The organism is Shewanella psychrotolerans (assembly GCF_019457595.1).
Classification (GTDB): domain Bacteria; phylum Pseudomonadota; class Gammaproteobacteria; order Enterobacterales; family Shewanellaceae; genus Shewanella; species Shewanella psychrotolerans.
In genome coordinates this window covers 3,423,631-3,448,365 of record NZ_CP080419.1, presented here as the reverse complement: position 1 = coordinate 3,448,365, position 24,735 = coordinate 3,423,631, and the positions used below count along the sequence as shown (strand labels likewise).

17 protein-coding genes are annotated in these 24,735 nt (G+C 45.0%); 11 read left to right on the top strand and 6 right to left on the bottom strand.

What is annotated here, in order from left to right:
- Positions 1 to 224: 224 nt before the first annotated feature.
- Positions 225 to 2,411 (top strand): OsmC domain/YcaO domain-containing protein, encoded by a 2,187-nt coding sequence (locus K0I62_RS15220; RefSeq protein WP_220068911.1) that lies wholly within the window; start codon positions 225 to 227, stop codon positions 2,409 to 2,411.
- Positions 2,412 to 2,512: 101 nt separating this feature from the next.
- Here K0I62_RS15220 and K0I62_RS15215 read toward each other — a convergent pair whose 3' ends face one another.
- Positions 2,513 to 3,127 carry a DsbA family protein gene (locus K0I62_RS15215; protein WP_220068910.1) on the bottom strand — a complete coding sequence of 205 codons (615 nt, stop codon included), beginning with the start codon at positions 3,125 to 3,127 and terminating at the stop codon, positions 2,513 to 2,515.
- Between the two features lie 209 nt (positions 3,128 to 3,336).
- Between K0I62_RS15215 and K0I62_RS15210 the strand changes: the two genes are divergently transcribed.
- Positions 3,337 to 3,585 carry a hypothetical protein gene (locus K0I62_RS15210; protein ID WP_220071410.1) on the top strand — a complete coding sequence of 83 codons (249 nt, stop codon included), beginning with the start codon at positions 3,337 to 3,339 and terminating at the stop codon, positions 3,583 to 3,585.
- Positions 3,586 to 3,614: 29 nt separating this feature from the next.
- Complete coding sequence (locus K0I62_RS15205; protein ID WP_220068909.1) at positions 3,615 to 4,097, top strand: cupin domain-containing protein; 483 nt, start codon at positions 3,615 to 3,617, stop codon at positions 4,095 to 4,097.
- A gap of 139 nt (positions 4,098 to 4,236) precedes the next feature.
- Here K0I62_RS15205 and yghU read toward each other — a convergent pair whose 3' ends face one another.
- The 4 genes from yghU to K0I62_RS15185 form a co-directional block, all read right to left on the bottom strand.
- A complete protein-coding gene (gene yghU / locus K0I62_RS15200; RefSeq protein ID WP_220068908.1) occupies positions 4,237 to 5,094 on the bottom strand; it encodes a glutathione-dependent disulfide-bond oxidoreductase in 858 nt (285 codons plus the stop codon).
- Positions 5,095 to 5,383: 289 nt separating this feature from the next.
- A complete protein-coding gene (locus K0I62_RS15195; protein WP_220068907.1) occupies positions 5,384 to 7,333 on the bottom strand; it encodes a TRAP transporter permease in 1,950 nt (649 codons plus the stop codon).
- 205 nt (positions 7,334 to 7,538) lie between these two features.
- Positions 7,539 to 8,465 carry a TAXI family TRAP transporter solute-binding subunit gene (locus K0I62_RS15190; RefSeq protein WP_220068906.1) on the bottom strand — a complete coding sequence of 309 codons (927 nt, stop codon included), beginning with the start codon at positions 8,463 to 8,465 and terminating at the stop codon, positions 7,539 to 7,541.
- 377 nt (positions 8,466 to 8,842) lie between these two features.
- Positions 8,843 to 10,912, bottom strand: coding sequence for a M13 family metallopeptidase (locus K0I62_RS15185; RefSeq protein ID WP_220068905.1), 2,070 nt, complete (start codon positions 10,910 to 10,912; stop codon positions 8,843 to 8,845).
- Between the two features lie 457 nt (positions 10,913 to 11,369).
- Between K0I62_RS15185 and ptsP the strand changes: the two genes are divergently transcribed.
- Both ptsP and ptsG read left to right on the top strand, forming a co-directional pair.
- On the top strand, positions 11,370 to 13,958 hold the full coding sequence (gene ptsP / locus K0I62_RS15180) for a phosphoenolpyruvate--protein phosphotransferase (protein WP_220068904.1): 2,589 nt from the start codon (positions 11,370 to 11,372) through the stop codon (positions 13,956 to 13,958).
- Between the two features lie 37 nt (positions 13,959 to 13,995).
- Positions 13,996 to 15,747, top strand: a complete 1,752-nt coding sequence (gene ptsG, locus K0I62_RS15175; RefSeq protein ID WP_220068903.1) for a PTS glucose transporter subunit IIBC — start codon at positions 13,996 to 13,998, stop codon at positions 15,745 to 15,747.
- Between the two features lie 281 nt (positions 15,748 to 16,028).
- On the opposite strand, the gene K0I62_RS15170 is transcribed toward ptsG, so the two are convergent.
- A complete protein-coding gene (locus tag K0I62_RS15170; protein WP_220068902.1) occupies positions 16,029 to 17,336 on the bottom strand; it encodes an NAD(P)/FAD-dependent oxidoreductase in 1,308 nt (435 codons plus the stop codon).
- A 183-nt stretch (positions 17,337 to 17,519) separates the two neighbouring features.
- Here K0I62_RS15170 and K0I62_RS15165 point away from each other — a divergent pair, with 183 nt between their 5' ends.
- From K0I62_RS15165 to potA, 6 genes are all read left to right on the top strand, one after another.
- Positions 17,520 to 18,068, top strand: a complete 549-nt coding sequence (locus tag K0I62_RS15165) for a cupin domain-containing protein (RefSeq protein ID WP_220061745.1) — start codon at positions 17,520 to 17,522, stop codon at positions 18,066 to 18,068.
- Between the two features lie 629 nt (positions 18,069 to 18,697).
- A complete protein-coding gene (locus K0I62_RS15160; protein WP_220068901.1) occupies positions 18,698 to 19,459 on the top strand; it encodes a gamma-glutamyl-gamma-aminobutyrate hydrolase family protein in 762 nt (253 codons plus the stop codon).
- Positions 19,460 to 19,464: 5 nt separating this feature from the next.
- Positions 19,465 to 20,814, top strand: coding sequence for a glutamine synthetase family protein (locus tag K0I62_RS15155; RefSeq protein ID WP_220068900.1), 1,350 nt, complete (start codon positions 19,465 to 19,467; stop codon positions 20,812 to 20,814).
- Between the two features lie 300 nt (positions 20,815 to 21,114).
- Entirely contained in the window at positions 21,115 to 22,215 is a 1,101-nt protein-coding gene (locus tag K0I62_RS15150) for a polyamine ABC transporter substrate-binding protein (RefSeq protein WP_220068899.1), read from the top strand.
- Positions 22,216 to 22,395: 180 nt separating this feature from the next.
- Positions 22,396 to 23,496, top strand: coding sequence for a polyamine ABC transporter substrate-binding protein (locus tag K0I62_RS15145; RefSeq protein ID WP_220068898.1), 1,101 nt, complete (start codon positions 22,396 to 22,398; stop codon positions 23,494 to 23,496).
- Between the two features lie 100 nt (positions 23,497 to 23,596).
- On the top strand, positions 23,597 to 24,733 hold the full coding sequence (potA, locus tag K0I62_RS15140) for a polyamine ABC transporter ATP-binding protein (RefSeq protein WP_220068897.1): 1,137 nt from the start codon (positions 23,597 to 23,599) through the stop codon (positions 24,731 to 24,733).
- Positions 24,734 to 24,735 lie beyond the last annotated feature (2 nt).

The following is a 24,735-nucleotide window of genomic DNA, read 5'->3' as shown; positions in this document are numbered from 1 at the left end:
ACAGGCTAATTTGCTGTCATCTTTCTGGTTTTGTGACAACCCTTGCCCTGTCGACTTAGCTTGGCCTTAAGCATTGTCGCTGTGTTAATTGGTTAAATTGTCTGAATTCGGGATTTTATATAATTAACCCAAGACTAATGGGTCAAAAACACCGATAATTCCCCCATTAAGTTTTTTGGCTGCGGCCATGCGAGACGTTCGCCACCAAGTGGAAATCATATTCAATGGAAATCAAAGTTAATTTTCTCGACAACCTGAGACTCGAAGCCAAGTTTGACGATTTTACCGTCACTGCCGATCAGCCGATTCGTTATAAGGGTGATGGCTCTGCGCCGAGTCCGTTTGATTACTTCTTAGCTTCGTCAGCCCTGTGCGCCGCTTACTTTATCAAGGTGTATTGTAAGGCGCGTGACATCCCGACTGAAAATATCAGACTGTCGCAAAATAACATTGTCGATCCTGAGGATCGCTATAACCAGATTTTCCAAATTCAGGTTGAGCTGCCAGAAGATATTTCGGCAAAGGATCGCGAAGGGATTTTACGTTCAATCGATCGTTGTACGGTTAAAAAAGTGGTGCAAACTGGGCCTGAGTTTAAAATCGAGACGGTTGAAAACCTCGATGCTGATGCCAATGCCATGTTGATGGGCCAGCCCGAAGGCGATGCGAGCACCTACATTTTGGGTAAAGATCTGCCGCTTGAGCAAACTATCTCTAATATGACGGGGATTTTGGCTGAGCTTGGGATGAAGATTGAGATCTCATCATGGCGTAATATCGTGCCAAATGTATGGTCACTGCATATTCGTGATGCGGCGTCGCCAATGTGTTTCACTAATGGTAAAGGGGCAACCAAGGAGAGCGCGCTGTGCTCGGCATTGGGTGAGTTTATTGAGCGCCTAAACTGTAACTTCTTCTATAACGACCAGTTCTTTGGGCTAGATATCGCCAACAGCGAGTTTGTGCACTATCCCAATGAGAAGTGGTTTGCGCTCACTGATGATGACGCGCTACCTGCAGGTTTGCTCGATGACTATTGTTTAGCTATTTACAATCCAGATGATGAGCTGTGTGGGTCGCACCTTATCGATACCAACTCAGGTAATATTGAGCGCGGGATCTGCACCATTCCTTACAAGCGTCGCTCCGATGGGGAGACGGTTTATTTCCCTTCAAACTTAATTGAAAACCTGTTTCTGAGTAATGGCATGAGTGCGGGTAATAACCTGCAAGAAGCTGAAGTGCAGTGCCTATCGGAGATCTTCGAGCGTGCGGTTAAGCGTCAAATTATCGAGCAAGAAATTGTCCTACCCGATGTGCCTCAAGCAGTACTGGAAAAATACCCAAGTATCTTAGCGGGCATCAAAGGGCTAGAGGAGCAAGGCTTTCCCGTTGTGGTGAAAGATGCCTCCTTGGGCGGTCAGTTCCCTGTGATGTGCGTGACCTTGATGAACCCTAAAACCGGCGGTGTGTTTGCCTCATTTGGCGCGCATCCAAGTTTTGAAGTGGCATTAGAGCGCAGCCTGACAGAGCTGTTACAAGGGCGCAGTTTTGAGGGGCTAAATGATGTACCTAAGCCGACCTTTAACAGCATGGCGGTCAGCGAGCCTGAAAACTTTGTTGAGCACTTTATCGATTCAACAGGGGTGATCTCTTGGCGCTTCTTTAGCAGCAAGTATGACTTTGAGTTCTGCGAGTGGGATTTCTCTGGCACCAATGAAGAGGAAGCCAAGGGGCTGTTTGGCATCTTGGAAACCTTAGGTAAAGAGGTATATGTGGCTGAGTTCGATCAGCTCGGCGCCTCAGCTTGCCGTATTTTAGTGCCTGATTACTCTGAGGTTTATCCTGTTGAAGATTTGATTTGGGATAACACTAACAAGGCACTCGATTACCGTGAAGATATTTTAAATCTTCACTCGCTAAGTGACGATGAGTTGGTTGATCTGGTTAATCGTTTTGAAGAGAGCCAACTCGATAATTACACCGATATTCGTACCCTTATTGGCATCGTATTTGATGAAAATACCGTATGGGGTCAGCTAACCATTATCGAGCTTAAAATTCTTATCTATCTTGCACTTGGTGCTCATGAAGAGGCGATGGAGCTGGTTGGCGACTTCTTGCAGTTTAACGACAATACCGTCGAGCGAGGCTTGTTCTATCAAGCGGTAAACGCGGTACTCGAAGTGACCTTAGATGAAGAGTTAGAACTTGAACACTTTATCCATAACTTTAAGCGCATGTTTGGTGAAACCGTGATGGAAAATGCCGTTGGCTCTGTCACTGGCGAGATTCGATTCTCAGGACTCACTAAAACCAGCATGGCGCTCGAAGGTATTGAGCCGCACCTGCGCCTTATCGAGAGTTACAAGAAGCTGCATCAGGCGCGTAAGCTCAAAGCGTGCCTGTAGCCCTCTAGGCCATAAGCGAAAAGGCTATAAACGAAAAGCGAACCTTAGGTTCGCTTTTTTTACCCAAGTTTCTGGTTAAAGGGAGCTAACTGAACTCAGTCTTACTTCAATCTGATTGCCTGCCGTATCTGCTCAATACAGGTGTCGGCATTTTGGTAGTCAATGGGGATTGGCGTGATGCCAGTAGCGGTTTGCACAAACAGGGAAGGAAAACTATTGCCACCGATTGAGCGTGCAAATTGGATTTCAGCTAATAGGGCTTGTTGTGTCGTTTCACACAGTAAGTCAGTGGTAAACTTAGCTGTATCTAAGCTGAGCTGGTTAGCCAAATCGATTAATACCACGTCGTCGCTTGGGTTGCGAGCTTGCAGATAGTAGGCGTGTTGGATGGCGGTTAGCATCTGCTTTTCAGCTTGTTGATCACGGGCGGCGAGTATGGCTCGGCAGGCCGGGTAGGTTGCGCGTCTTGGGATGTTACTAGTCCAAAATTCATGATTAAATTCAGTGCCCAGCAAGTTTTCGATTTTGTGCCAATGAGCGGCAATTTGTTGCTGCATAGCAGCTGGCATAGGTTGGTCGCTATCGGGTGCGAGCCCGCCAAGTAAGTAAACTATCTCTACTTCGCCTGGTAGCGTTTGTTCTATTTTTTCCCAAATGGATTTGAATCCCCAGCACCAAGAACACATGGGATCGTATACATAATACAGCTTATTCATATCAGGCGGTTTCTCTTCGGTATGTAGCACTAACACTATCATGGCTTAAAAGCATTGAGTTGATAACCGTTTTGTTGTTGAGATGCTAGCCCAAATAACCTTAGGCGACTTTTAGGGTTCAAATTGATCGCGTTGAGCGGTAAAGTACCCGTCATGATAATGCCGCGACAGCGTCGCAGGCAAAGATGGTTAATAGTGAGTATTTAAAGATGCATGATGAACAGAATATGATTGATAGCTTAGAAGCCTTAGAGCGCTTTTTATTATCAGTGGAAAATGGTGGATTAGGGCTTAAAGGGGTTGAAGGGGTCGGTATGGCGACCAACAATGCCGATGGTCGTCATTTTGTTGCCGTGTTTGATAATAATCATAAGTTACTTCATGCGCGTTGGATCACTGATGAAGTGTTCGAAACAGGTAAAGATATGGTGCGCAATGGCGTTAAGCCAAAGCATTAACTAACTAGAATTCACACAGAGTGTTTTTTATGCAAAATGTAGATGAATTCATTGAACATTTACAGTTAGAGCAGCATGTGGAAGGAGGGTATTATTGTTCATCCTATCGCTCTGCGCAGCAGTTTGATGATTCGCGCCAATTGTGGACCAGCATCTATTTTCTACTGCGTGATGGCGAAGTGTCTAACTTTCACCGTTTGACTGCTGATGAGATGTGGTATTTCCATGCGGGACAGTCGTTGACCATCTATATGATTGATGAGCAAGGAGAGTTGACAACGGCGAAGTTGGGGCTTGATCTTGCTGCTGGCGAGCGACCGCAATTTTTAGTGCCTAAAGGGTGTATTTTTGGTTCAGCGATGAATCAAGCTGGGTTCTCTTTGGTTGGTTGTATGGTCTCCCCCGGCTTTACTTTCGAAGATTTTGAATTGTTTAGCCAAGAAGATCTATTGGCTGAATATCCACAGCATCGAGCGGTTATTGAGCGCCTGAGTCGTAAAGGGACTGTTTAACATCATCAAAAGGGAAGCTATGGGCTTCCCTTTCTTTTTCGTGTCGATGGTCAATCGCTATTATCACTAGTTATTATCACTAGCTATTCTCACTAACAATCGCACTCACGATGAGTATGTTGAGCTAGCGTTTGGTGCTCTATGGTCGCTTACTGAGTACCAGATCAATGTCTGCTGCGCTGTGACGCTCAGCTAGCTGTTCCCACTCTTCACCAAATGAACGGTTAACAATACGCCCACGTTGAACGCCTTCACGAGACAGAATCATTTTTGCCCAGCGCACCACGTTGCTATAGGTTTCGACTTGCAGAAACTCGGCCGCATCATACAAATTACCCAACACTAGATTGCCATACCAAGGCCAAATAGCCATATCGGCAATAGTGTATTCATCGCCTGCAACGTATTGGTTATTAGCGAGTTGTTTGTCCAGAACGTCTAATTGGCGTTTTACTTCCATGGCGAAGCGATTAATTGGGTATTCTTGTTTTTCATCGGCATAGGCATAAAAGTGACCAAAACCACCGCCTAAGAATGGGGCAGAGCCTTGCGCCCAAAACAGCCAGTTAAAGGTTTGGGTGCGGGCATTACCGCTCTTAGGTAAGAATTGCTCAAACTTTTCAGCAAGATGAACCAGTATTGAAGCTGACTCAAAGACGTTAACCTCTTGAGCGCCTGAACGGTCGACTAAAGCGGGTATTTTGGAGTTGGGATTAACGCCGACAAATCCCGATGAGAACTGATCTGATTCACCAATATTAATGAGAAAAGCATCATACTCAGCTTCTTTGATGCCGAGAGCGAGCAACTCTTCTAGCATTATGGTGACCTTTTGACCGTTCGGGGTGCCAAGTGAGTAAAGTTGAAAAGCGTGTTCACCTGCTGGCAGATCGCTATCAAACCTCGCACCAGACTCTGGGCTGTTAATGTTTGCCCATTTATTACCGCCACTCGCGTTATTTACCCACACTTTTGCTGGAGTATATTTGTTTGTCATTCTATTTCCTTATCGCTTGCGCTATATCTGATATTAACTATTCGCTTGTTAGTGATATCGGGGCATTTTTTTCAGTTAAAACCCTAAATAACAGATTTAGCTATAATGCTTTGTTATTTAAAGATCGTTTAAGTGATAAGCAAATTGACATTAACAAGTGAAAAGTGACGATCGCCATGTGAGAACAGCAATGATAAAGGTATCGGTTGTGTTTTTTTCGCGATATTACACGATAGAGAATGTGCAATATCGCTTAATGTTTATGAGTAAACTGACAGCAAAATAGCGTTTAGTTATCGGTTTGCTTCACCTCAACATTATGTCGGTTTCTCCATTGTATTACCATTAATGCCAAAATAACCACAATCCCCGCAATGCCCGCATTGTAGGGATTAAACAGGATGAGCGGGATAGAGAACAATGCCACTAAGCGTTCGATAAGGTTCAGTTTGGTTAGCATGTAACCTTCGATCGCGATTGCCAGTGCAACTATGATAATGCTTGCTTGTAACAGGGCAAACATAAAGCCAACTAGACCCGCTTCAAAATTAAGTAGGTCGGTATAAGCCATCATGATCGGAATGATAAATAGCCCTCCTGCCAATTTAAATGCCTCAACCGATGATTTCATCGGATTCGCATTGGCGACCCCTGCGCCAGCAAAAGCTGCCAGTGCGATTGGTGGTGTCACATTGGAGGTTTGTGATAACCAAAAGACGATAAGATGAGCGGTTAGTAGTGGCAAACCAAAGTCGCCAAGCATAGGGACTGCCATCACCGCCAGAACGATATACGCGGCAGTTACTGGTAAGCCCATTCCTAAGACAAGGGCAACGATACTGACCAGTAATAGTGCAACCAGCATATATCCGCCAGAGAAATCCATCACGAATTGGGTGAACTGCAAACCGATGCCGGTTTGACCAACGACGCCCACGATAATTCCGGCTGCGCCACAGGCAACTGAGATTGGCAGTGCTAACAAAGCACCATTTTTCATGCCCGATATAAATTTTGCGAGCCCGATGCGACTATGTTTTCGCAGGGCTGAGGTGAGTAATATTGCGGCGCATCCTGCAACGCCTACTAATAGCGGCGAGTAGGCCAGCATCAACAAGAAGGTGATTAGCACCAAAGGAATAAGGTGATGTGCCCCATCTTTGATCACATTGATCACTGCTTGTGTGCGGCTTTGTGTCTTGAGGTTTAATTTACACGCCATTAAGTGCACGTATAGCAAGGTGCAGAAAAAATACAAAATAGCTGGGGCTATCGAGGCGAGCATGATGTCGCTATAGGGAACGCCTGTAAACTGGGCCATCACAAACGCTCCGGCGCCCATAATGGGTGGCATGATCTGACCGCCTGTTGACGCCGCAGCCTCAATTCCTGCAGATTGCTCTGGCGTGTAGCCAAGCTTTTTCATCATAGGAATGGTGACAGAACCCGTTGTCACGGTATTAGCGATGGCTGAACCTGAAATTGAGCCTAAGCCTGCCGACGCCAAAACCGCGGCTTTTGCTGGACCTCCGCGATATTTACCCGCGATAGAGAATGCTAAATCGATAAAGAATTTACCTGCGCCAGTTACTTCCAAAAAAGCACCAAATAACACAAAAATAAATACCGTGGTTGCCGCAATTCCTAATGCAGAGCCGAATATACCATTTGCCGAATAAATTTGGAATTGGATCAGCTCTTGAAGTGAGTAGGCTTTAGTTGCTAGCGCCCCAGGGAGCAAATTGCCAAAGGCACTGTAACTTAAAAACATAAGGGCGATGAATACCATAACCCAGCCTACGGTACGACGGCAGCCCTCCATTAAGAGCAGGAGTAAAGCACTCCCCGCGATGAGATCGGTAGAATTTAATCCATAAAGCAGATGATCAATATCGTTGTAATCAAAAATCCAAAGGCGATAGCCTGCAAATACCGTAAGGCCGCATAAGATGAGGTCGACGATTCGACCTGGTAAGTACAGTTTGTTGTAACGATTACTGATGAGCGGAAAATGGAGAAAAATAAGCACTAACACCCAAGACAGATGCACAGGTCGAAAATAGGTAGCTGAAACAGTTGATGTTATTCCCTGCCAGATTTGAAATGTCGATAGCGACACGGCAAAAACAAGAATGAGATAACCAAATAAGGTAAATACCTTTTCATATGGCATTGGGCTATCTGTTGTTGACGGTGCTATTTCTTTGTCGATGGGGGTATGTTCTTCGACTGCACTCATGTGATACCTCTTATAATTTGGATATTTGGTCGATGATGCTTAGCGTTATCAGCTCAAGATTCTTATTCATAGGCGCTTAAAAAAAGGGGCAACGGCAAGATAAGGTACTAACCAAATTTGATTGATACCGACACCAATCGATACAAATTGGCGTCGGTATTATTTTGTTCACACAGCCAAAGTCAGTAATGTTTTAGCTGGCTGATTATTTGGTTAGCGAATCGAGGTATTTCTGCGCGCCAGGATGCAATGGAACCCCCTTGAGACGATAGGCATTTTCTGGTGTGGTGGCTTCAGCCACTTTTACCACCTTACGCACATCTGCCATATGCTCAAATGCTGTCTTAGTTAAATTAAATGCCATTTCATCACTCATATTGGCGCTCACCACAATGACATTCCAAACACTGAGGGTCGATACTGCACCGACATTGTTGTAGACATTCTCTGGGATAGTGTAAGCACTATAGGCTGGGTACTGTTCGATGAATGCTGAGCTTTCAGCATCAGAGATGGGGATAACGCTAATTTTATGAGTTAATGCGATTTGGGTCACTGCGCCAACGCCTTGACCACCGACGATAAAGCCGGCATCAATTTGCCCATTCGCTAGTGCATTGGTGGTTTCTGAATAATTGAGATAAACCGCATCGATATCTTTTTTGACATCAATCCCCATAGATTCGAGCAATGCAGCCGAGGTTACTGCTGTGCCGCTTGCGGGTGCACCTAAAGAGATGCGTTTACCCTTAAGCTGAGATATTGAGGTAATACCTGATTTTTCTAGTGCGATGGCATGGACTAGATTTGGATAAAGTGCGAATAGGGTTTTTACTGGCATCGCACTTTTAAATTTACCTTCACCTTTGTAAGCGTCAAGCACGACATTTCCCATCGCTATGCCTGCAATCATATCGCCACGAACGACTTTAATGGTGTTTTCGACAGAGGCTGCGGTGACTTCCGCTTTGACATTTGTGTCGGCAATGTTCTCCGACCAGACTTTAGCTAAGGCACCACCGAAGGGGTAATAAATACCGCTTTGGCCACCTGTACCAATGGAGTAATTTTCTGCGTGAACGCTAGTGGGCAAAATAAGTAATAGAGCAAGAGCTAAGACGCGATTAATCATGGTCTTTCCTTTGAATAAATAAAGCAATTAATGGTAGTTGTATTCGTTTTTTTATTCCTATTAACCCTAGTGAATAGTACCTTCTGGCAGCTTGGTAACTTTCGTAATGATGAATATTCAATCAAGGTGCGCTTGATGTCAAGTTATAGACCTTGGGCTATAGTCTGCTTGACAGTGCTCGATTTGTGTTGCAGGACAAGCATTTTTCTGCCTGTGTATATGACGTTTGAGAGTTAGTTAACGATGGCGTCAATGATATTTATTCTGTGAGAGTGCATATAAAAATGCCAGTGTTCACTGGCATTTTTACTGATGAATGTTTAGTTATCGCGATTCGTGGCTAACAATCATCTTTAGCCCCAGGTGCTGATATTCGATTACCAAATACGCACACGCTCATCTTCAGCAAGGTAGAGTTTGTCACCCGGTTTCACATCAAAGGCCTTATACCAAGCATCATGGTTACGTGGTGCTAATGCACGGTAACGACCTGGCGCATGGGTGCCGCCGCGAAGCTGGTTAAGCATGCTCTGCTCGGTACGCTTCTCTTTCCATACTTGTGCCCAAGCGAGGAAGAAACGCTGATCGCCTGTTAGACCGTCGATAACAGGCGCTTCTTTGCCGTTTAGGCTCAGCTTGTAAGCATGGTATGCCATTGATAAACCACCCACATCACCGATGTTTTCGCCGAGGCTATTACGGCCATTGACGAAGTTATCTGGGATAGGTTCATATTTACTGTACTGCTCGGCGAGACGATCGGCTTTCGCATCGAACGCCGCACGATCGGCATCTGTCCACCAGTTGCGCTGAATACCGTTGGCATCCGACTTTGAGCCTTGATCGTCGAAACCATGACCCATTTCATGACCAATTACCGCTCCTATACCGCCATAGTTCACAGCTGGGTCGGCATTAGGATCAAAGAAGGGGGGTTGTAAAATCGCAGCGGGGAATACAATCTCATTAAATGAGCTGTTGTAATAGGCATTGACGCGCTGGGGTGTCATGCCCCAACGATTACGATCGGTTTTTTGTAACTCTTTGGCTACGCTGTCGGCTCTAAAGTACTGTCTGAGGTTTCGAATATTGCCCACGAGGTCAGTTTTACTTAGCTCAAGGCCATCAAACTCTTGCCATACATCTGGGTAACCGATCTTAGGATTGAAGGCTTTGAGTTTTGCATGGGCATTGACCTTAGTTTCATCGCCCATCCAGTCAAGACCGTCGATACGTTGGCCTAATGCGGTGCGCAAATTTTCTACCAATTCAGCCATCTGCTGTTTAGATGACTCAGGGAAGTAACGCTTCACATAGACTTTACCAATCGCAAAGCCAAGAGACTGAGTGTCAGACATCTGCTCAACAGCACGTTTCCAGCGTGGACGTGGCTCTTGTTGACCGCTTAAGGTTTTGCCAAAGAAGTCAAAGCTCGCCGCGTAGATATCCTCAGACAGTAGATTGGCGTTGTTACTGATGGTATGGAAGGTTAGGTAATCTTGCCATACGCTAAGCTCTTCCTTATTAACTAAGTCGATCATGGCTTTGATTGGAGCGGGTTGTGAGATATTTAACTGTGGGACTTGGTAACCCGTTTGGGCAAAGTAGAGATCCCAGTTAAACCCTGGGTATTCCTTGGCTAAATCCTCACGCTTGATTTGGTTTAGGGTTAAGTCACGATTACGGCGCTTCTCTCTTGGCCATTGACCCTCAGCCATTTTGGTTTCCAATGCTAAAATAGCATTAGCTCTCTTGGGCGCTTCTTTAACGCCTGCAAATTCAAGCATCTTAGCGATATGGGCTACATAGGCTTCACGGATCTTAACAAAGCGTTCGCTATCTTCGAGGTAGTAAGAGCGGTCGGGCAGACCGAGACCTCCGGCCCCTAAAGACATCTCATACTGGTTAGGGTCAAGGCGGTTAAACCACATGCCACCACCAATAGGCGCGCTGCCGCCCACTAACCATGACTGACCAAACACCTTGGTTAGATCATCGGTCGATTTGATGGCGGCAATATCATCTAAGGTGCTTTGAATTGGGCTGATCCCGAGTTTATTGATGGTCTCGGTATCCATGTAAGCATGGTAAAAGTCGGCGATAAGTTGTTCTTCGCTATTGAGGTCGGTGCGGCTAGCAATATCGTCGATAATCTCTTTTACCTGTTTCTCACTGCGCTCTGCTAACCCAGTAAAGGCGCCGTAACGCGTCTTATCTGCGGGCATGACATAGTGATCATACCAATTACCGCTGGCATACATGAAGAAATCATCACCAGGTTTTACAGCTAAATTGCGAGCGGTTAAGTCGACACCGAAGCTACCGAGTTCAGCTTTGGCGGCTGGGGCGCTGGTTTCAGCGGTGGCTTGAGTATTATTGACGTCAGATGTGCCACAGGCACTGAGAAAGGTGGTTGCCAGCGCGATGGCGATTAAGGATTTTTTCATTGGTCTATTATCTTCCTTACTGAGTTGATATTTCTTATATTTCTGACCTTGCATATTCTATACCTGACAGTAAATGTCAATTATAGAATTGTTAGTAAAGATTGTCGGCCAGTACTGAGTTAATGAAAAGTTACAGTGCTTGCCTTATGTCATCAACTTTATATTCATAAATGCGGCTGACTGCATTCGATTGCAACTTGTGAGTCCTACAATATGTTTGCTAAGTTGGGGCGTTATTAAAACTGTATTAGGTGTGTATTGCCATTAGCTAATGCAGCTAGAGAATTCAGATAGCGAAAATCAGCGAATAACAGCGCTAACAGCCAATGCGGCAGTAATTTTGAATCGAGTCATTAATTGTAGAAATTAGTCGACTAGGTTTGCCGACTAAATTTGATTATTTACCCCTTACGCTAAAAGCAATTGATGAAGTTTTGGCGTTACGTTTGGAGTGGCAATGAATAATAATACTTCCACCATGATCCAACTATTATCACCATTTAAAGGGATTAGCTGTCCATTAAACCAGGTGCCTGATGCAGCATTTGCACAAAAACTGGTTGGTGATGGTTTTGCAATTGATCCCACCGCAAATATCTTACATGCGCCTTGCGATGCCAAGGTCACGCAAATTCATCCATCACAACATGCGGTTACCTTAACCACCGATGATGGAGTTGAGATCTTGCTTCATATTGGTGTCGATACGGTAAAGCTTAAGGGGGATGGCTTTAAGGCGTTAGTTAGTGTCGGTGAACATGTTGAGGCTAAAGCGCCACTTATCGAAGTGGATTTAGATAAAGTTGCCTGTAGTGTTAAGAGTCTACGCACAGTGGTGTTGTTAACAGACCAAGAACGTATTATCAGATTAACCCCAACAACCGATAAGCGACTCAATGTCGGTGATCTGCTTTTCAGTGCAGAGCTTGGTCAGGTCGCAGAGGCTGTAGTTAAGTCTGATGACATGATTAGCTCGCCAGCAATAAAGGTGATCAATCCAACTGGTATTCACGCACGTCCCGCTGCGGCTATCGTTGCTGCGGTTAAACCCTTTAATTGTGATGTGATGCTTGAGAAAGCGGGTGAGCAAGCCAATGCTCGCAGCGTTGTTGGTTTAATGGGGCTTGATATTGGTTTTGGCGATGATGTGGTTATTCTTGCAAAAGGCGCCGATCAACAAGCGGCGATCGAAGCATTAAGTGCGGCTATTGCTTCAGGCCTTGGTGAAGAGGGGGTTGATGAGAAGGTAGGTGAAGATCCTGCTAATGCGTTCGATCCTTTCTCTGAGCCATCATTACTACTGGAGACCAGTAGCGATCCACGTAAATTATTGGGGGTTGAAGCTTCGCCTGGTCAAGTTAGGGGGCGATTGTTCGTTATAAAAGCAGAATTGCCTAAGTTTGAGACCTTTGCAACCGATCCTATCGCTGAGCAGCAAACGCTGGATCAGGCTATTAAGGTTGCCGATGCCACATTAATTGAACTGGTCGAAGATCTGCGCGCTAAACAGATGGGGCAAAAAGCGGATATTTTTGTTGCGCATCAAGAGTTGTTAGCCGATCCAGAATTGTATGAAAAATGTTTGATTGAATTAAAGCAGGGTAAGTCAGCGCCCTACGCTTGGGATAAGTCGGTTTGTCGTCAGGCGGACAAATTGGCTGCAATGAATAACCCACTTTTGGCTGGCCGCGCAGCGGATTTAGTCGATGTCGGTAATCGAGTTTCCCGCATTTTGGCTGGGCTTTCACAAGATACCATTCCTGACTCTTTACCTGAAAACACCATTATTGTTGCGAAAGATCTTGTCCCTTCTGAGACGGCTAAACTTGATCCTGCAGTAGTGCTAGGTATCTGTACCACCTTAGGTGGCGCGTCTAGTCATAGTGCGATTCTGGCCAGAGCCATGGGGATTGCCGCCATGGCTGGAGTGGAAGCTAAGGTGATGGAGTTACATGGCGCCGAGGTGTTACTCGACACAGCAAAAGGGTATCTACTGCTGGAGCCGACAGATTCGGAGATGGCTGAACTCAGTCGCCAACAAGCGGCAAACGAGCGGCTCAAGGCGTTAGCCTTTGCCGACAAAGATAATGCGGCAGTGACCACTGACGGTGTGCAAGTCGAAGTGGCTGGCAATATTGCTAAGGTTGCCGAAGCTGAAAAGTTGGTGGCGATGGGCGGCGAAGCCGTAGGTCTGCTGCGCTCTGAGTTTTTATATCAAGATCAAAGCGCTGCGCCTTCAGAAGAAGATCAAGAGCAAGCGTACCGCACAGTGCTAACCACCTTAGGCGAGCGTCCGCTCGTGGTGAGAACCTTGGATGTTGGGGGTGATAAACCTTTGTCTTATCTTCCACTTCCTAAGGAAGATAATCCATTCCTTGGTGAGCGTGGTATCCGTGTCGGTTTAGACAAACCTGCGGTATTACGTCAGCAAATTCGTGCTTTATTGAAGGCGGCGGATGCTGGGCGACTGCGCATTATGTTCCCTATGGTGGCGTCACTGTTTGAGTTAAAGCTGGCTAAGCAAGTATTGAAAGAGGAAGCCCTGAAGCTCTCTATCGATATCAGTGGGATCGAGGTGGGCATCATGATTGAGGTGCCATCAGCAGCGGTGATGGCAGATCTATTGGCTGAACATGTGGATTTTTTCTCTATTGGTACTAATGATTTAACTCAATACACCTTAGCGATTGATCGTGGTCATCCTAAGCTTGCAGCCATTGCCGATGGTTTACACCCCGCAGTGCTTCGTCTTATCGATATCACAGCGAAAGCCGCTCATGCTAAAGGCAAATGGGTCGGCGTTTGTGGCGGGTTAGCTGGTGAAAAAGATGCTGTGCCTATTCTTGTCGGACTCGGTATCGATGAGCTGTCGGTAAGTGTCCCCTCTATACCAGAGGTTAAGTATCAAGTGCGTAGCTTAAATCAACAGGCATGTCTGAAAGTGGCTGCCGACGCGATGGCCTGTGCTGATGCAAAGGCGGTGCGTGAATTGATGCATGCCCCTAACACCTTAATCGCCGTCACTGGCGGTGTTGCCTCGGCGTAAACGCTTAGCTGCTTATTAAAATTAAAAGGTTCGTACTATGACAACAACTACAATCAGTGCCGCTAAACCGAAAAAGGCCGTGATGGCAGGGGCATTTTCAGTACTGCAAAAAGTGGGTAAGGCGGTGATGCTGCCCGTGTCAGTGCTGCCCGTCGCAGGTATTTTGCTTGGTGTGGGAAGTGCTGGATTTAGCATTATGCCCGATATTGTTAATACCTTAATGGTGCAAGCGGGTGAGGCTATCTTCGACAATATGGGCCTGCTGTTTGCTATTGGTATTGCACTTGGGTTCGCTAAGAATGATGGCGTGGCAGCCATGGCGGCATTAGTCGGTTATGCGATTATGATCAAGACCATTGGCGTGATGTCTCCAGGCACCGATGTGGGCGTGCTGGGTGGCATGATCGCTGGTGCTATTGCGGCATACTCATTTAATCGATTCTTTAAAATTCAGCTACCTTCGTATCTAGGCTTTTTTTCTGGTAAGCGAAGTGTTCCCATCATCACAGGTTTTGGGGCTATATTTGCTGGCGTTATTTTATCGTTTATTTGGCCCCCAATTGGCCATTTGATCGCGACCTTCTCTCACTGGGCTGCAAATCAAAATCCTATCTTAGCCTTTGGTATTTACGGTATGGTTGAGCGTTCGTTAATACCTGCTGGACTGCATCATGTATGGAACGTGCCTTTCTTCTTCGAGGCGGGTAGCTGTATCGATAGTACAGGTAAAGCTGCTAATGGCGTATTAACTTGTTACTTGCAGGCCAATGAGGCCAGTCGAGCCGCTGGAAACGGCTTTGGCCAACTTGCTGGTGGTTATCTGTTTAAGATGTTCGGTTTGCCGGCTGCGGCTATGGCGATTTGGCATACCGCTCGTCCAGAAAACAGAGCTATGGTGGGTGGGATCATGATCTCCGCGGCATTAACCTCGTTCTTAACGGGGATCACCGAGCCTATCGAATTTGCTTTCATGTTTGTTGCGCCTTTGCTTTATGTGGTTCACGCCCTCATGGCTGGTTTGGCTTATGTCTTAGTCAATATGTTGGGCGTTGTTCATGGTACTTCGTTTTCCCATGGATTATTCGATTTTCTTTTATTATCGGGTAAGGCCGAGAAGATCGGCCTATTGGTGATCCTAGGGTTAATTTATGCCGCGCTCTATTATGTGGTATTCCGCTTTTTGATCGTTAAGTTTGATTTGAAAACCCCCGGTCGTACCGATTCAGAAGCTGAATTAGTCGGTGGAGAGGGAACTGAAAGGGCGCAGAACTTTATTGAAGCTTTTGGCGGCCCACAGAACTTGGTGAATGTGGATTCTTGCATCACTCGTTTGCGTATGGATGTGCTTGATGCCAGTAAAGTTGATCATGCTCGGCTTAAACAGTTAGGTGCTAGCGGTGTTCTGGTTTCTGGTAATGCGGTCCAAGCGATTGTCGGTACTATCGCTGAGGTGACTCGTACCGAAATTGACGAGATGTTAGCATCTGGCGGTTTTGTTATTTCAGCGCCAACAGTGGCAGAGACAGTCGATGATGTGGCTGTGACATCGGCTAACATGGAACAAGCGTTGCAGTTGAAAGGATTGCTTGGTGAAGTGCTGTCGTGCCGCTCTGTTGCTGACAATAGGTTACGTATCGAAGTTAGTGATAGCAGTCAGTTAGATCTCGATGCATTGAAGACACAAGGCGTAGAGGAGGTGTTGGTGTTCAATAAGCAACTGATTCATCTGTTATTTGCTGAAAATACTGCAGGTTTGGCGGCGGCATTAACCGAAACGACAAATCACTAACTGGTATTGCTTTTTAACGTGTTCTCAATCTTGTAGAGCAGCTATGCAGCTGGTTTTTGCCACAATGAAATAGCCAATTGATGCTCTAAGCGTTTTGATGATATCGTCGATAGGTTATGTTTAGTGAAGCTTGGTTTGATGCAAGTAAAAACATTTTTTATTTCAGTTTGTTATCGAGATAATGATCATCTGAACGGTTAATTAATGGCGTTGCTGTTAATAAGGTTGAAATGGGCATTAAAAAGGAGCTTAGTCGCTCCTTTTTTGTCTTTATGATTAGGTTAAAAAAGATCTTTAAATCTGTGGTAAAGCATTCCTGCCGCTAACATAGGCGACCTAAAGGTGGGACCTCCCGGAAATGTCATATGGGAAACGCTATCGAATACGTTAAATCGCTCTGCTTGAGTCGTTAAGGCTTCACTGATAAGTTTTGCAGCCATATGGGTGGCATTGATGCCATGCCCTGCATAAGCTTGGGCGTAGAAGATATTTGGGCAATCAGTTAGTCTGCCTATCTGAGGTAACCTGTTGGCTCCTATCCCTATCATTCCGCCCCATTCATAGTCGATCTTAACTCCCTTTAATTGAGGAAAAACTTTCTCAAGATTAGGCCTCAGTGCCGCATCGATATCTTTGGGATCTTTGCCCGAATAGGTGCATAGGCCACCAAATAGCAGACGATTGTCTTGAGATAGATGGAAATAATCTAAATCAATACGCATATCGGCAAATGCCATATTCTGTGGAATAATTTCGTCGCATTGAGCTTGGGTCAAGGGTTCTGTTGCGAGCAGATAACTGCCCGCAGGGAGCACTTTACCACCGAGATAACTATCCAATTTATGACCAATATAGGCATTGCACGCCATAACAAGATATTGACAATCGACTTCGCCTTTTTCGGTAATAATCCGAGGTTTATCCCCTTTGATAATTTTTGTGGCGGCGCTGTATTCAAACATCTGCACGCCCAAAGCGCGGGCAACTCGTGCCTCACCTAATGCGAGGTTCAGAGGGTGAAGGTGGCCACTATTCATATCGACCAAGGCACCGCTATAAATATCAGAACCGATGACTTCACCAAGCTCATGCTTTTGCAGTAGTTTGAAGCTCTCTCCTCTGCCTTCATTAAGCATATCTTGGTAGTCGGCCTCTAGTTCACTCATATGGCGGGGTTTCATCGCGAGATCGCAGTAACCCATGGTTAAGTTGCAATCGATGTTATGTTCTTTTACGCGATTTCTGACAATCTCGACAGCCTCGAAACCCATTTCATGAATCGCCTTCACGCCTTCGCTGCCGATCTCATTTTTAAACTGAGCGACGTTGTGGCCAATACCGCGGATCAGCTCACCGCCATTTCGACCAGAAGCCCCCCAACCAATACGCTTAGCTTCAAGTAATACGACGCTAAAGCCTTTTTGAGCAAGTTCAATAGCAGTATTGATACCGCTAAATCCTCCCCCCACAATACATACATCGACGCTGATCCGCTCTGTTAATTGAGGTTGGGGATCCAACGCATTTGCCGTCGCGAAATAATAGGAATCAGGATAGTTTTCACTGTGAACGGGTGGTTTGCTAGGCATCATGGCTCCAAAATCGGGTTTTATTGTTGTTATTCGACTAATTTGGCCTGAGTCAGTATACTTTTGGCCGGTGAGTTGGTTATAATTCACACTTGTTGATTATATTTAACATGCTTTTTTGTTTGAGACAAACTAGTATGGGAAATTAGTTCATCTACAACCTGTTTGTTAGGAGATGTTTTTTTGGATATCGGCGCAAATCTCAAAGCTGTTCGCAAAATGAAAGGTTTATCGCAACGAGAGTTGGCCAAACGAGCTGGCGTAACTAACAGTACTATTTCGATGATAGAGAAGAATAGTGTTAGCCCTTCGGTAAGTTCATTAAAGAAAGTTTTGTCTGGATTACCTATGTCTTTGGTTGATTTTTTCTCGATTGAGGAAACGTTACCGTCAGAGCAGAAGGTGGTCTATCGTGCGGGCGAGCTGTTAGATATTGGTGATGGTAATTTAGATTACAAGCTCATTGGACGAGACTATCCAAATCGTTCTATGTCAGTGATGAATGAAGTCTACCCGCCAGGTTCTGATACGGGTGAAGAGATGTTGCAACATGAAGGCGAAGAAGCCGCCATGGTCATTGAAGGTAAGATTGAAATTACCGTCGGTGATGAGGTGTTTATACTCGCTGAAGGTGATAGTTACTATTTTAATAGTGAATTACCGCATCGTTTTCGTAATCCTTTCGACCTCCCTTGTCGTATTGTGAGCGCTACAACTCCCGCTAACTTCTAATTTTAACGCGTTACTCTCTAGTATAGGCGTGGTATCGCGCCTACTAAGAGCCTCTCAGTTATAATACCAATTCGGACCGTTGATGCGGTGTTAATGAGTTTGATCCTAGAGCAAGTATGCGCTTCACTCGTTGCAAGCAACAAGGCCTTGTATGTCCCGACATACTTAAGGCATTCCCTCCATCCCCGGAGGTCAGACGTTGTGAATGTCTTCTTTAGTGCTAAATCGTCGCTAAACGATCACATCGTTATACTCATTGGTATAAAACCCCTTTGATCTCCAGTTGCTATGATTTCGTTTTTGTTCCTACTCTAGTTTTATTTTCGTGTAAATAATTTCACTCATTATGATTGATTTACGCCATGATCAATCTTGAATTCTACCTGAGGCTCAGCTCACAATTATTTTTAAACCATGAGGTCTGCATGCTGGCTGTTATAAATGCAGTTTTGCATTTCAATATTGTTTTAACTGGTTTTTTTTGTTGATTGCTATCTATTGTATATTTTGTTTACCAAGACCTATTGCCTCGTGATATTTTTCAGTGTAGTGTGTGAAAAAATGAACATTCGGTTAACGTCTGCTCAAGATTAATAACAATAAAAGCATCAATACACTATAGGTGAACTATGTCCGAGGAAGGACTTGCTGTCATTGGCGTCACAGCGTGCAATCAACAATTAGGCCTACATCCATTTAATATTGTCGGCGAGAAATACCTCCTGAGTATCGCAGACGCAACGAGCGCTTGGCCGCTTGTTATCCCGTCTTTGGGCCACTGTCCCGCTGAGACCATTCTTCCGCGTTTAGATGGCATACTTTTTACTGGGTCCCCATCGAATATTGAACCTCATCATTATGATGGTTTACCTAGCGATATCGATACTCTGCACGATCCTAAACGTGACGCGACAAATTTGCCGTTACTCAAAGCAGCTGTTGATGCCGGAGTCCCCGTATTAGCCATTTGCCGTGGCTTTCAAGAGATGAATGTGGTTTACGGCGGTTCATTGCACCAAAAATTGCATCAAGTGGGTCAATATATTGAACACCGCGAAGATCGAAGTGCACCGGTAGAGGTTCAATATGGGCTCTCTCATCAAATCCGCATTGAACCAGGGGGATTGCTCCACGATGCATGGGGCCGTAATTTAGCAGAAGTTAACTCTGTACATACTCAAGGCGTTGACCGTTTGGGTGTTGGATTGCGGCCAGAAGCTTACGCTCCCGATGGATTGATCGAGGCGTTTTCGGTCAAAGATGCGAAAAATTTTGCGCTAGGTGTGCAGTTTCACCCGGAATGGAAGGTGTTAGACAATCCTTTTTATCGCTCGATTTTTACAGCCTTTAATAAAGCCTGCCAACAAAGAGCAGCGCAACGAACGAGATAACAAAGATGAAGAAGTTAATCAGCTATTTAAAAGAGAATAAAATCACGGAAGTTGAGTGTGTTATCAGCGATATGACTGGCATAGCTAGGGGTAAAATTGCCCCAGTTGCCAAATTTATCGATGAAAAAGGGATGCGTTTGCCTGAAAGTGTCTTGCTGCAAACCGTCACCGGCGATTACGTTGAAGATGACATTTACGATTCACTACTCGATAAGGCCGATATTGATTTCATTTGTGTCCCCGATGACAACGCCATATTCATGCTGCCTTGGTGTGTCGAAGCGACCGCTCAGGTGATTCATGATACTTACGACAAGATGGGGAATCCTATTGAGTTGTCTCCTCGTAACTTGCTTAAGAAAGTGTTGAAGCTTTATGAGGATAAAGGCTGGAAGCCGGTCATTGCACCAGAGATGGAGTTTTACCTCACTAAGCCAAACGAAGATCCTGATATTCCATTAAGCCCACCAATTGGGCGCAGTGGTCGTAGAGAGTCTGGTCGTCAGTCTTTCTCTATCGACGCTGCTAATGAATATGATCCGCTATTTGAAGATATGTATGACTGGTGTGAAGCCCAAGGGCTCGATATTGATACCTTGATCCATGAAGAGGGCACCGCCCAAATGGAGATCAATTTTAGCCATGGTGATGCACTTTCTTTAGCCGATCAAGTGTTTGTCTTTAAACGCACTTTGCGCGAAGCTGCGCTAAAACATAATGTATGTGCCACGTTTATGGCCAAGCCTGTTACCGATGAACCCGGCAGTGCGATGCACATTCATCAGAGTGTTGTCGATGCTAAAAGCGGTAAAAACATTTTTACCAATGAAGATGGCACGAAGAGTGCTAAGTTTTTAAGTTACATCGGTGGCTTACAAAAGTACATTCCAGAGCTTTTGCCGTTGATGGCACCGAATGTTAATTCGTTTAGACGTTTCTTGCCTGGTACTTCGGCACCAGTCAATTTGGAATGGGGTGATGAAAATCGAACTTGCGGTCTGCGAATTCCTGAGTCATCACCACAGAATCGTCGTATTGAAAACCGTATAGCCGGTGCCGATGCCAATAGTTATTTAGCGATTGCAGCGACATTGTTGTGTGGCTTTATGGGCATGGTTGAAGATGTTAAACCATCGACACCCGTGCAGGGGCGCGCTAATGAAAATCGTCAAGGTATTAGCTTACCCTTAACGCTGGAAGAGGCTTTAGCTGTGATGTCTGAAAGCTCGGCAGTCCGTGAATATTTAGGTGAAACATTCACTAATGGATATATCGCGGTCAAGCAAGCCGATCTCGAGAACTATCGCCGAGTTATTAGTTCTTGGGAACGAGAGTTTTTGCTTCTAACAGTGTAAAACCTTAGTGCACTTTTTTGGTGCACAATATTAATCAGCTTGGGTTAATTCGGGGCGTTTAGCGTCACTCTGTAACCTAGCTGATTAAGCAAAAACTAAATCGTTTGTATTGCCTATAAATTCAAATTGAATATGGAATTATTCAAAATTACACTACGGGAGAGCAGGAATTAGCAAGGTTCGATGCGGAAGTAAGCTGTAGCATTGGTTGATAATAATGAGATCTATTTGTCGATAACTCGACAACACTATGACTAACAGTTTTACCCCGTGTAAACGGCGGTAGTAATGGAGAGATTGATGACACTATTAAAGATGGTAAAAGTATCTTGTTTGGTAATGGGGTGCAGCTTAGCAAGTGGTGCTCTTCATGCTGAAGAGATCTTAAAGGTTTATAACTGGAACGATTATATTGCCAAAGATACCTTAGAAAATTTCTATAAAGAAACGGGTATTCGGGTTATTTATGATGTTTTCGACAGTAATGAAATGGTCGAAGCTAAGTTGTTATCTGGCCATTCTGGTTACGATATTGTCGTGCCATCAAATGATTTTTTGGCTAAACAGATTAAAGTGGGGGCTTTTGCTCCGCTGGACAAAAGCAAACTCACGAATTTAGGCAATTTGAACGCCGACTTGATGAAACAGCTAGAGAAAGCCGATCCGCAAAATCGTTATGCAGTTCCTTATTTGTGGGGCACAACGGGGATCGGTTACAACGTTGAGAAAGTCAAAGCTGTATTAGGTGAAGATGCGCCAGTGGATTCATTAGCGTTAATTTTTGATCCTAAATATGCAGAAAAAATATCGAGTTGTGGCTTCTCTATGATGGATTCAGCCGACGAGATGATGTCCCAAGCACTCTCTTATCTCGGTCGCGATCCTAACAGTACAACAGCAGATGATTACAAAGCCGCTGGTGAAGCAATAGAGAAAGTGCGTCCCTATGTGACCTATTTTCATTCGTCACGTTATATAACCGATCTCGCCAATGGTGATACTTGTGTTGCCTTTGGTTTTTCAGGCGATGTATTTCAGGCTGCAGCGCGTGCAGATGAAGCGGGCAATGGCCAAAAAATTAAGTACTCCATTGCCAAAGAGGGTGCAAACCTTTGGTTTGATATGTTAGCGATTCCTGCAGATGCAGAGAATAAAGATAATGCTCATGTATTTATTAATTATCTACTTCGTCCTGAAGTGATTGCTGATATCTCTAATTATGTTGCTTATGCCAACCCTAATGATGGTGCTCAGAGCTTGGTTGATAAAGAGATCCTTGCTAATCCTGGCATCTATCCAAGCGAAGAAATAATTAAGAACTTATATATTCGCGAAGTGCGCCCACTAAAAGTGCAAAGAGTGATGACTAGAGCATGGACCAAAGCCAAATCTGGTTATTAACTATCAAGCGTCTTTAAATGCATTTTTTGAGGCGCTCAATATTTTTAACTGTAAAGCAATCTACCGATGCGTTTTACTAGCTGTAGCATTGGATAACTATAACAATGAAAGCCGTATTAACGGCAATGTCATGGCAGTAAGTCTTCAACACATTACTGGCTAGCGAAAAAAGGAGATAGCATGAAGCTTTTAAAGAAAATGACAACACTCGCTTTGGTCACAGCGGGCGTGTTTGCAAGCTCTGCAGCGACGGCAGAAGAGGTCGTTCACGTATATAACTGGTCTGATTATATTGCTGAAGACACGTTAGCTAACTTTGAGAAAGAAACGGGTATTCGTGTTATTTACGATGTCTTTGATAGTAATGAAGTGGTTGAAGCTAAACTACTTTCCGGTCGTTCAGGTTATGATATTGTCGTCCCTTCTAACAACTTTCTTGCGAAGCAAATTAATGCTGGCGCGTTCCAAAAGCTTGATCAAAGTCAGCTAACAAATCATAAAAACCTCAAACCAGAGCTGATGAAACAGCTTGAATCTGCAGACCCACGTAATGAGCACGCAGTGCCTTACCTATGGGGAACCACGGGGATCGGTTACAACGTCGCTAAAGTAAAAGAAGTATTGGGCGAGGATGCACCAGTTGATTCACTTGAACTACTTTTCAATCCAAAGTACGCCGAAAAAGTCAGTAAGTGTGGCATGTCGTTCCTTGATTCTGCTGATGAAATGCTGCCAATGGCGATGGTTTATCTTGGTCTAGATCCGAATAGCACTAGTAGTGCGGATTATGCCAAGGCGGGTGAAGTGATGGCGAAGGTTCGCCCCTATGTGACTTATTTCCATTCATCTCGTTATATTACAGACTTAGCCAACGGTGATATCTGTGTTGCCTTTGGTTATTCAGGTGATGTGTTCCAAGCGGCGGCGCGTGCGGAAGAGGCCGAGAACGGCCAAGAAATTCACTACGCTATCCCTAAAGAGGGCGCTAACCTGTGGTTCGATATGTTGGCTATTCCTGCCGATGCGAAAAACGTTAAAAATGCTCATGCATTTATTAACTACCTACTTCGTCCAGATGTGATTGCACCAATCACTAACTACGTTGCTTATGCAAACCCAAATGTGCCAGCACAGGAGTTTGTTGACGAAGAGATCTTAAATGATCCAGCCATCTACCCAACTCCAGAAGTGTTGTCACGCCTTTATATTGCCGATGTGCGCCCAATGAAAGCACAGCGTGCTATGACTCGCGTATGGACCAAAGTTAAATCAGGCATGTAATGCCACTGTTCTATGGGCAAGCTCGCTTGCCCTTTTAAACCAAACTTTATTCTAAATATTGCAGTAGGTGCTACAGAGGCACTTTTTGTGGAGAAGTAATATGGCTAGCAATTCGGGCGTCACCAATAAACCGACAACAAAGACGCAAGGAGAGGTATTGCTGAAGATAGATAGAGTCAGCAAGCTATTTGACGATGTTCGTGCTGTAGACGACGTGTCACTCAATATTAATCGAGGGGAAATCTTTGCACTACTAGGTGGCTCTGGCTCGGGTAAGTCAACACTACTGCGTATGTTAGCAGGCTTTGAAAAGCCTTCTGAGGGACGCATCTACCTTGACGGTGTCGATATTACCGATATGCCTCCCTATGAGCGCCCAATTAATATGATGTTTCAATCATATGCACTATTTCCACATATGACAGTTGCCCAAAATATTGCCTTTGGGTTAAAGCAAGACAAGATGCCAAAAGCTGAAATTGAGCAGCGAGTGCAAGAGATGCTCAAACTGGTGCATATGGAGGCTTATGCTAAGCGTAAGCCTAATCAGCTTTCTGGTGGACAACGTCAGCGTGTGGCATTGGCCCGCTCGTTAGCAAAGCGACCTAAGTTGTTACTGCTCGATGAGCCGATGGGGGCGCTCGATAAAAAGCTGCGTACCCAAATGCAGCTAGAAGTTGTTGATATTCTTGAAGCTGTTGGGGTGACTTGTGTCATGGTAACCCACGATCAAGAAGAAGCGATGACCATGGCAGAACGTATTTCTATTATGAATGATGGTTGGATTGCGCAAACGGGTTCGCCAACGGATATATATGAAAGTCCTGCTAACCGTATGGTGGCCGAATTTATTGGCTCTGTTAACCTTTTTGAAGCCGATATTGTTGAAGATGAAGCGGATCATCTAGTGATTCAATCGCCTAATATCGCTCAGCAATTCTATGTTGGTTATGGTGTGTCCACGAGTGTGGATAGTACTCAAGTCTGGTTGGCTGTTCGCCCTGAAAAAACCCATATATCCCGAGAGCAACCACAAGGTAAATACAATTGGTGCGCCGGCGAGGTCGAAGATATAGCTTATCTTGGTGGTATCTCGGTTTATTACATCCGCTTAAGCAACAAGCAACTTATCCAATCGGTAATGACCAACAGTGACCGCCGTTCAGACTCGCCTACATGGGAAGAGAAAGTGTTTGTCAGCTGGGAAGCCGATAGTGGTGTGGTACTTAGATCATGAGT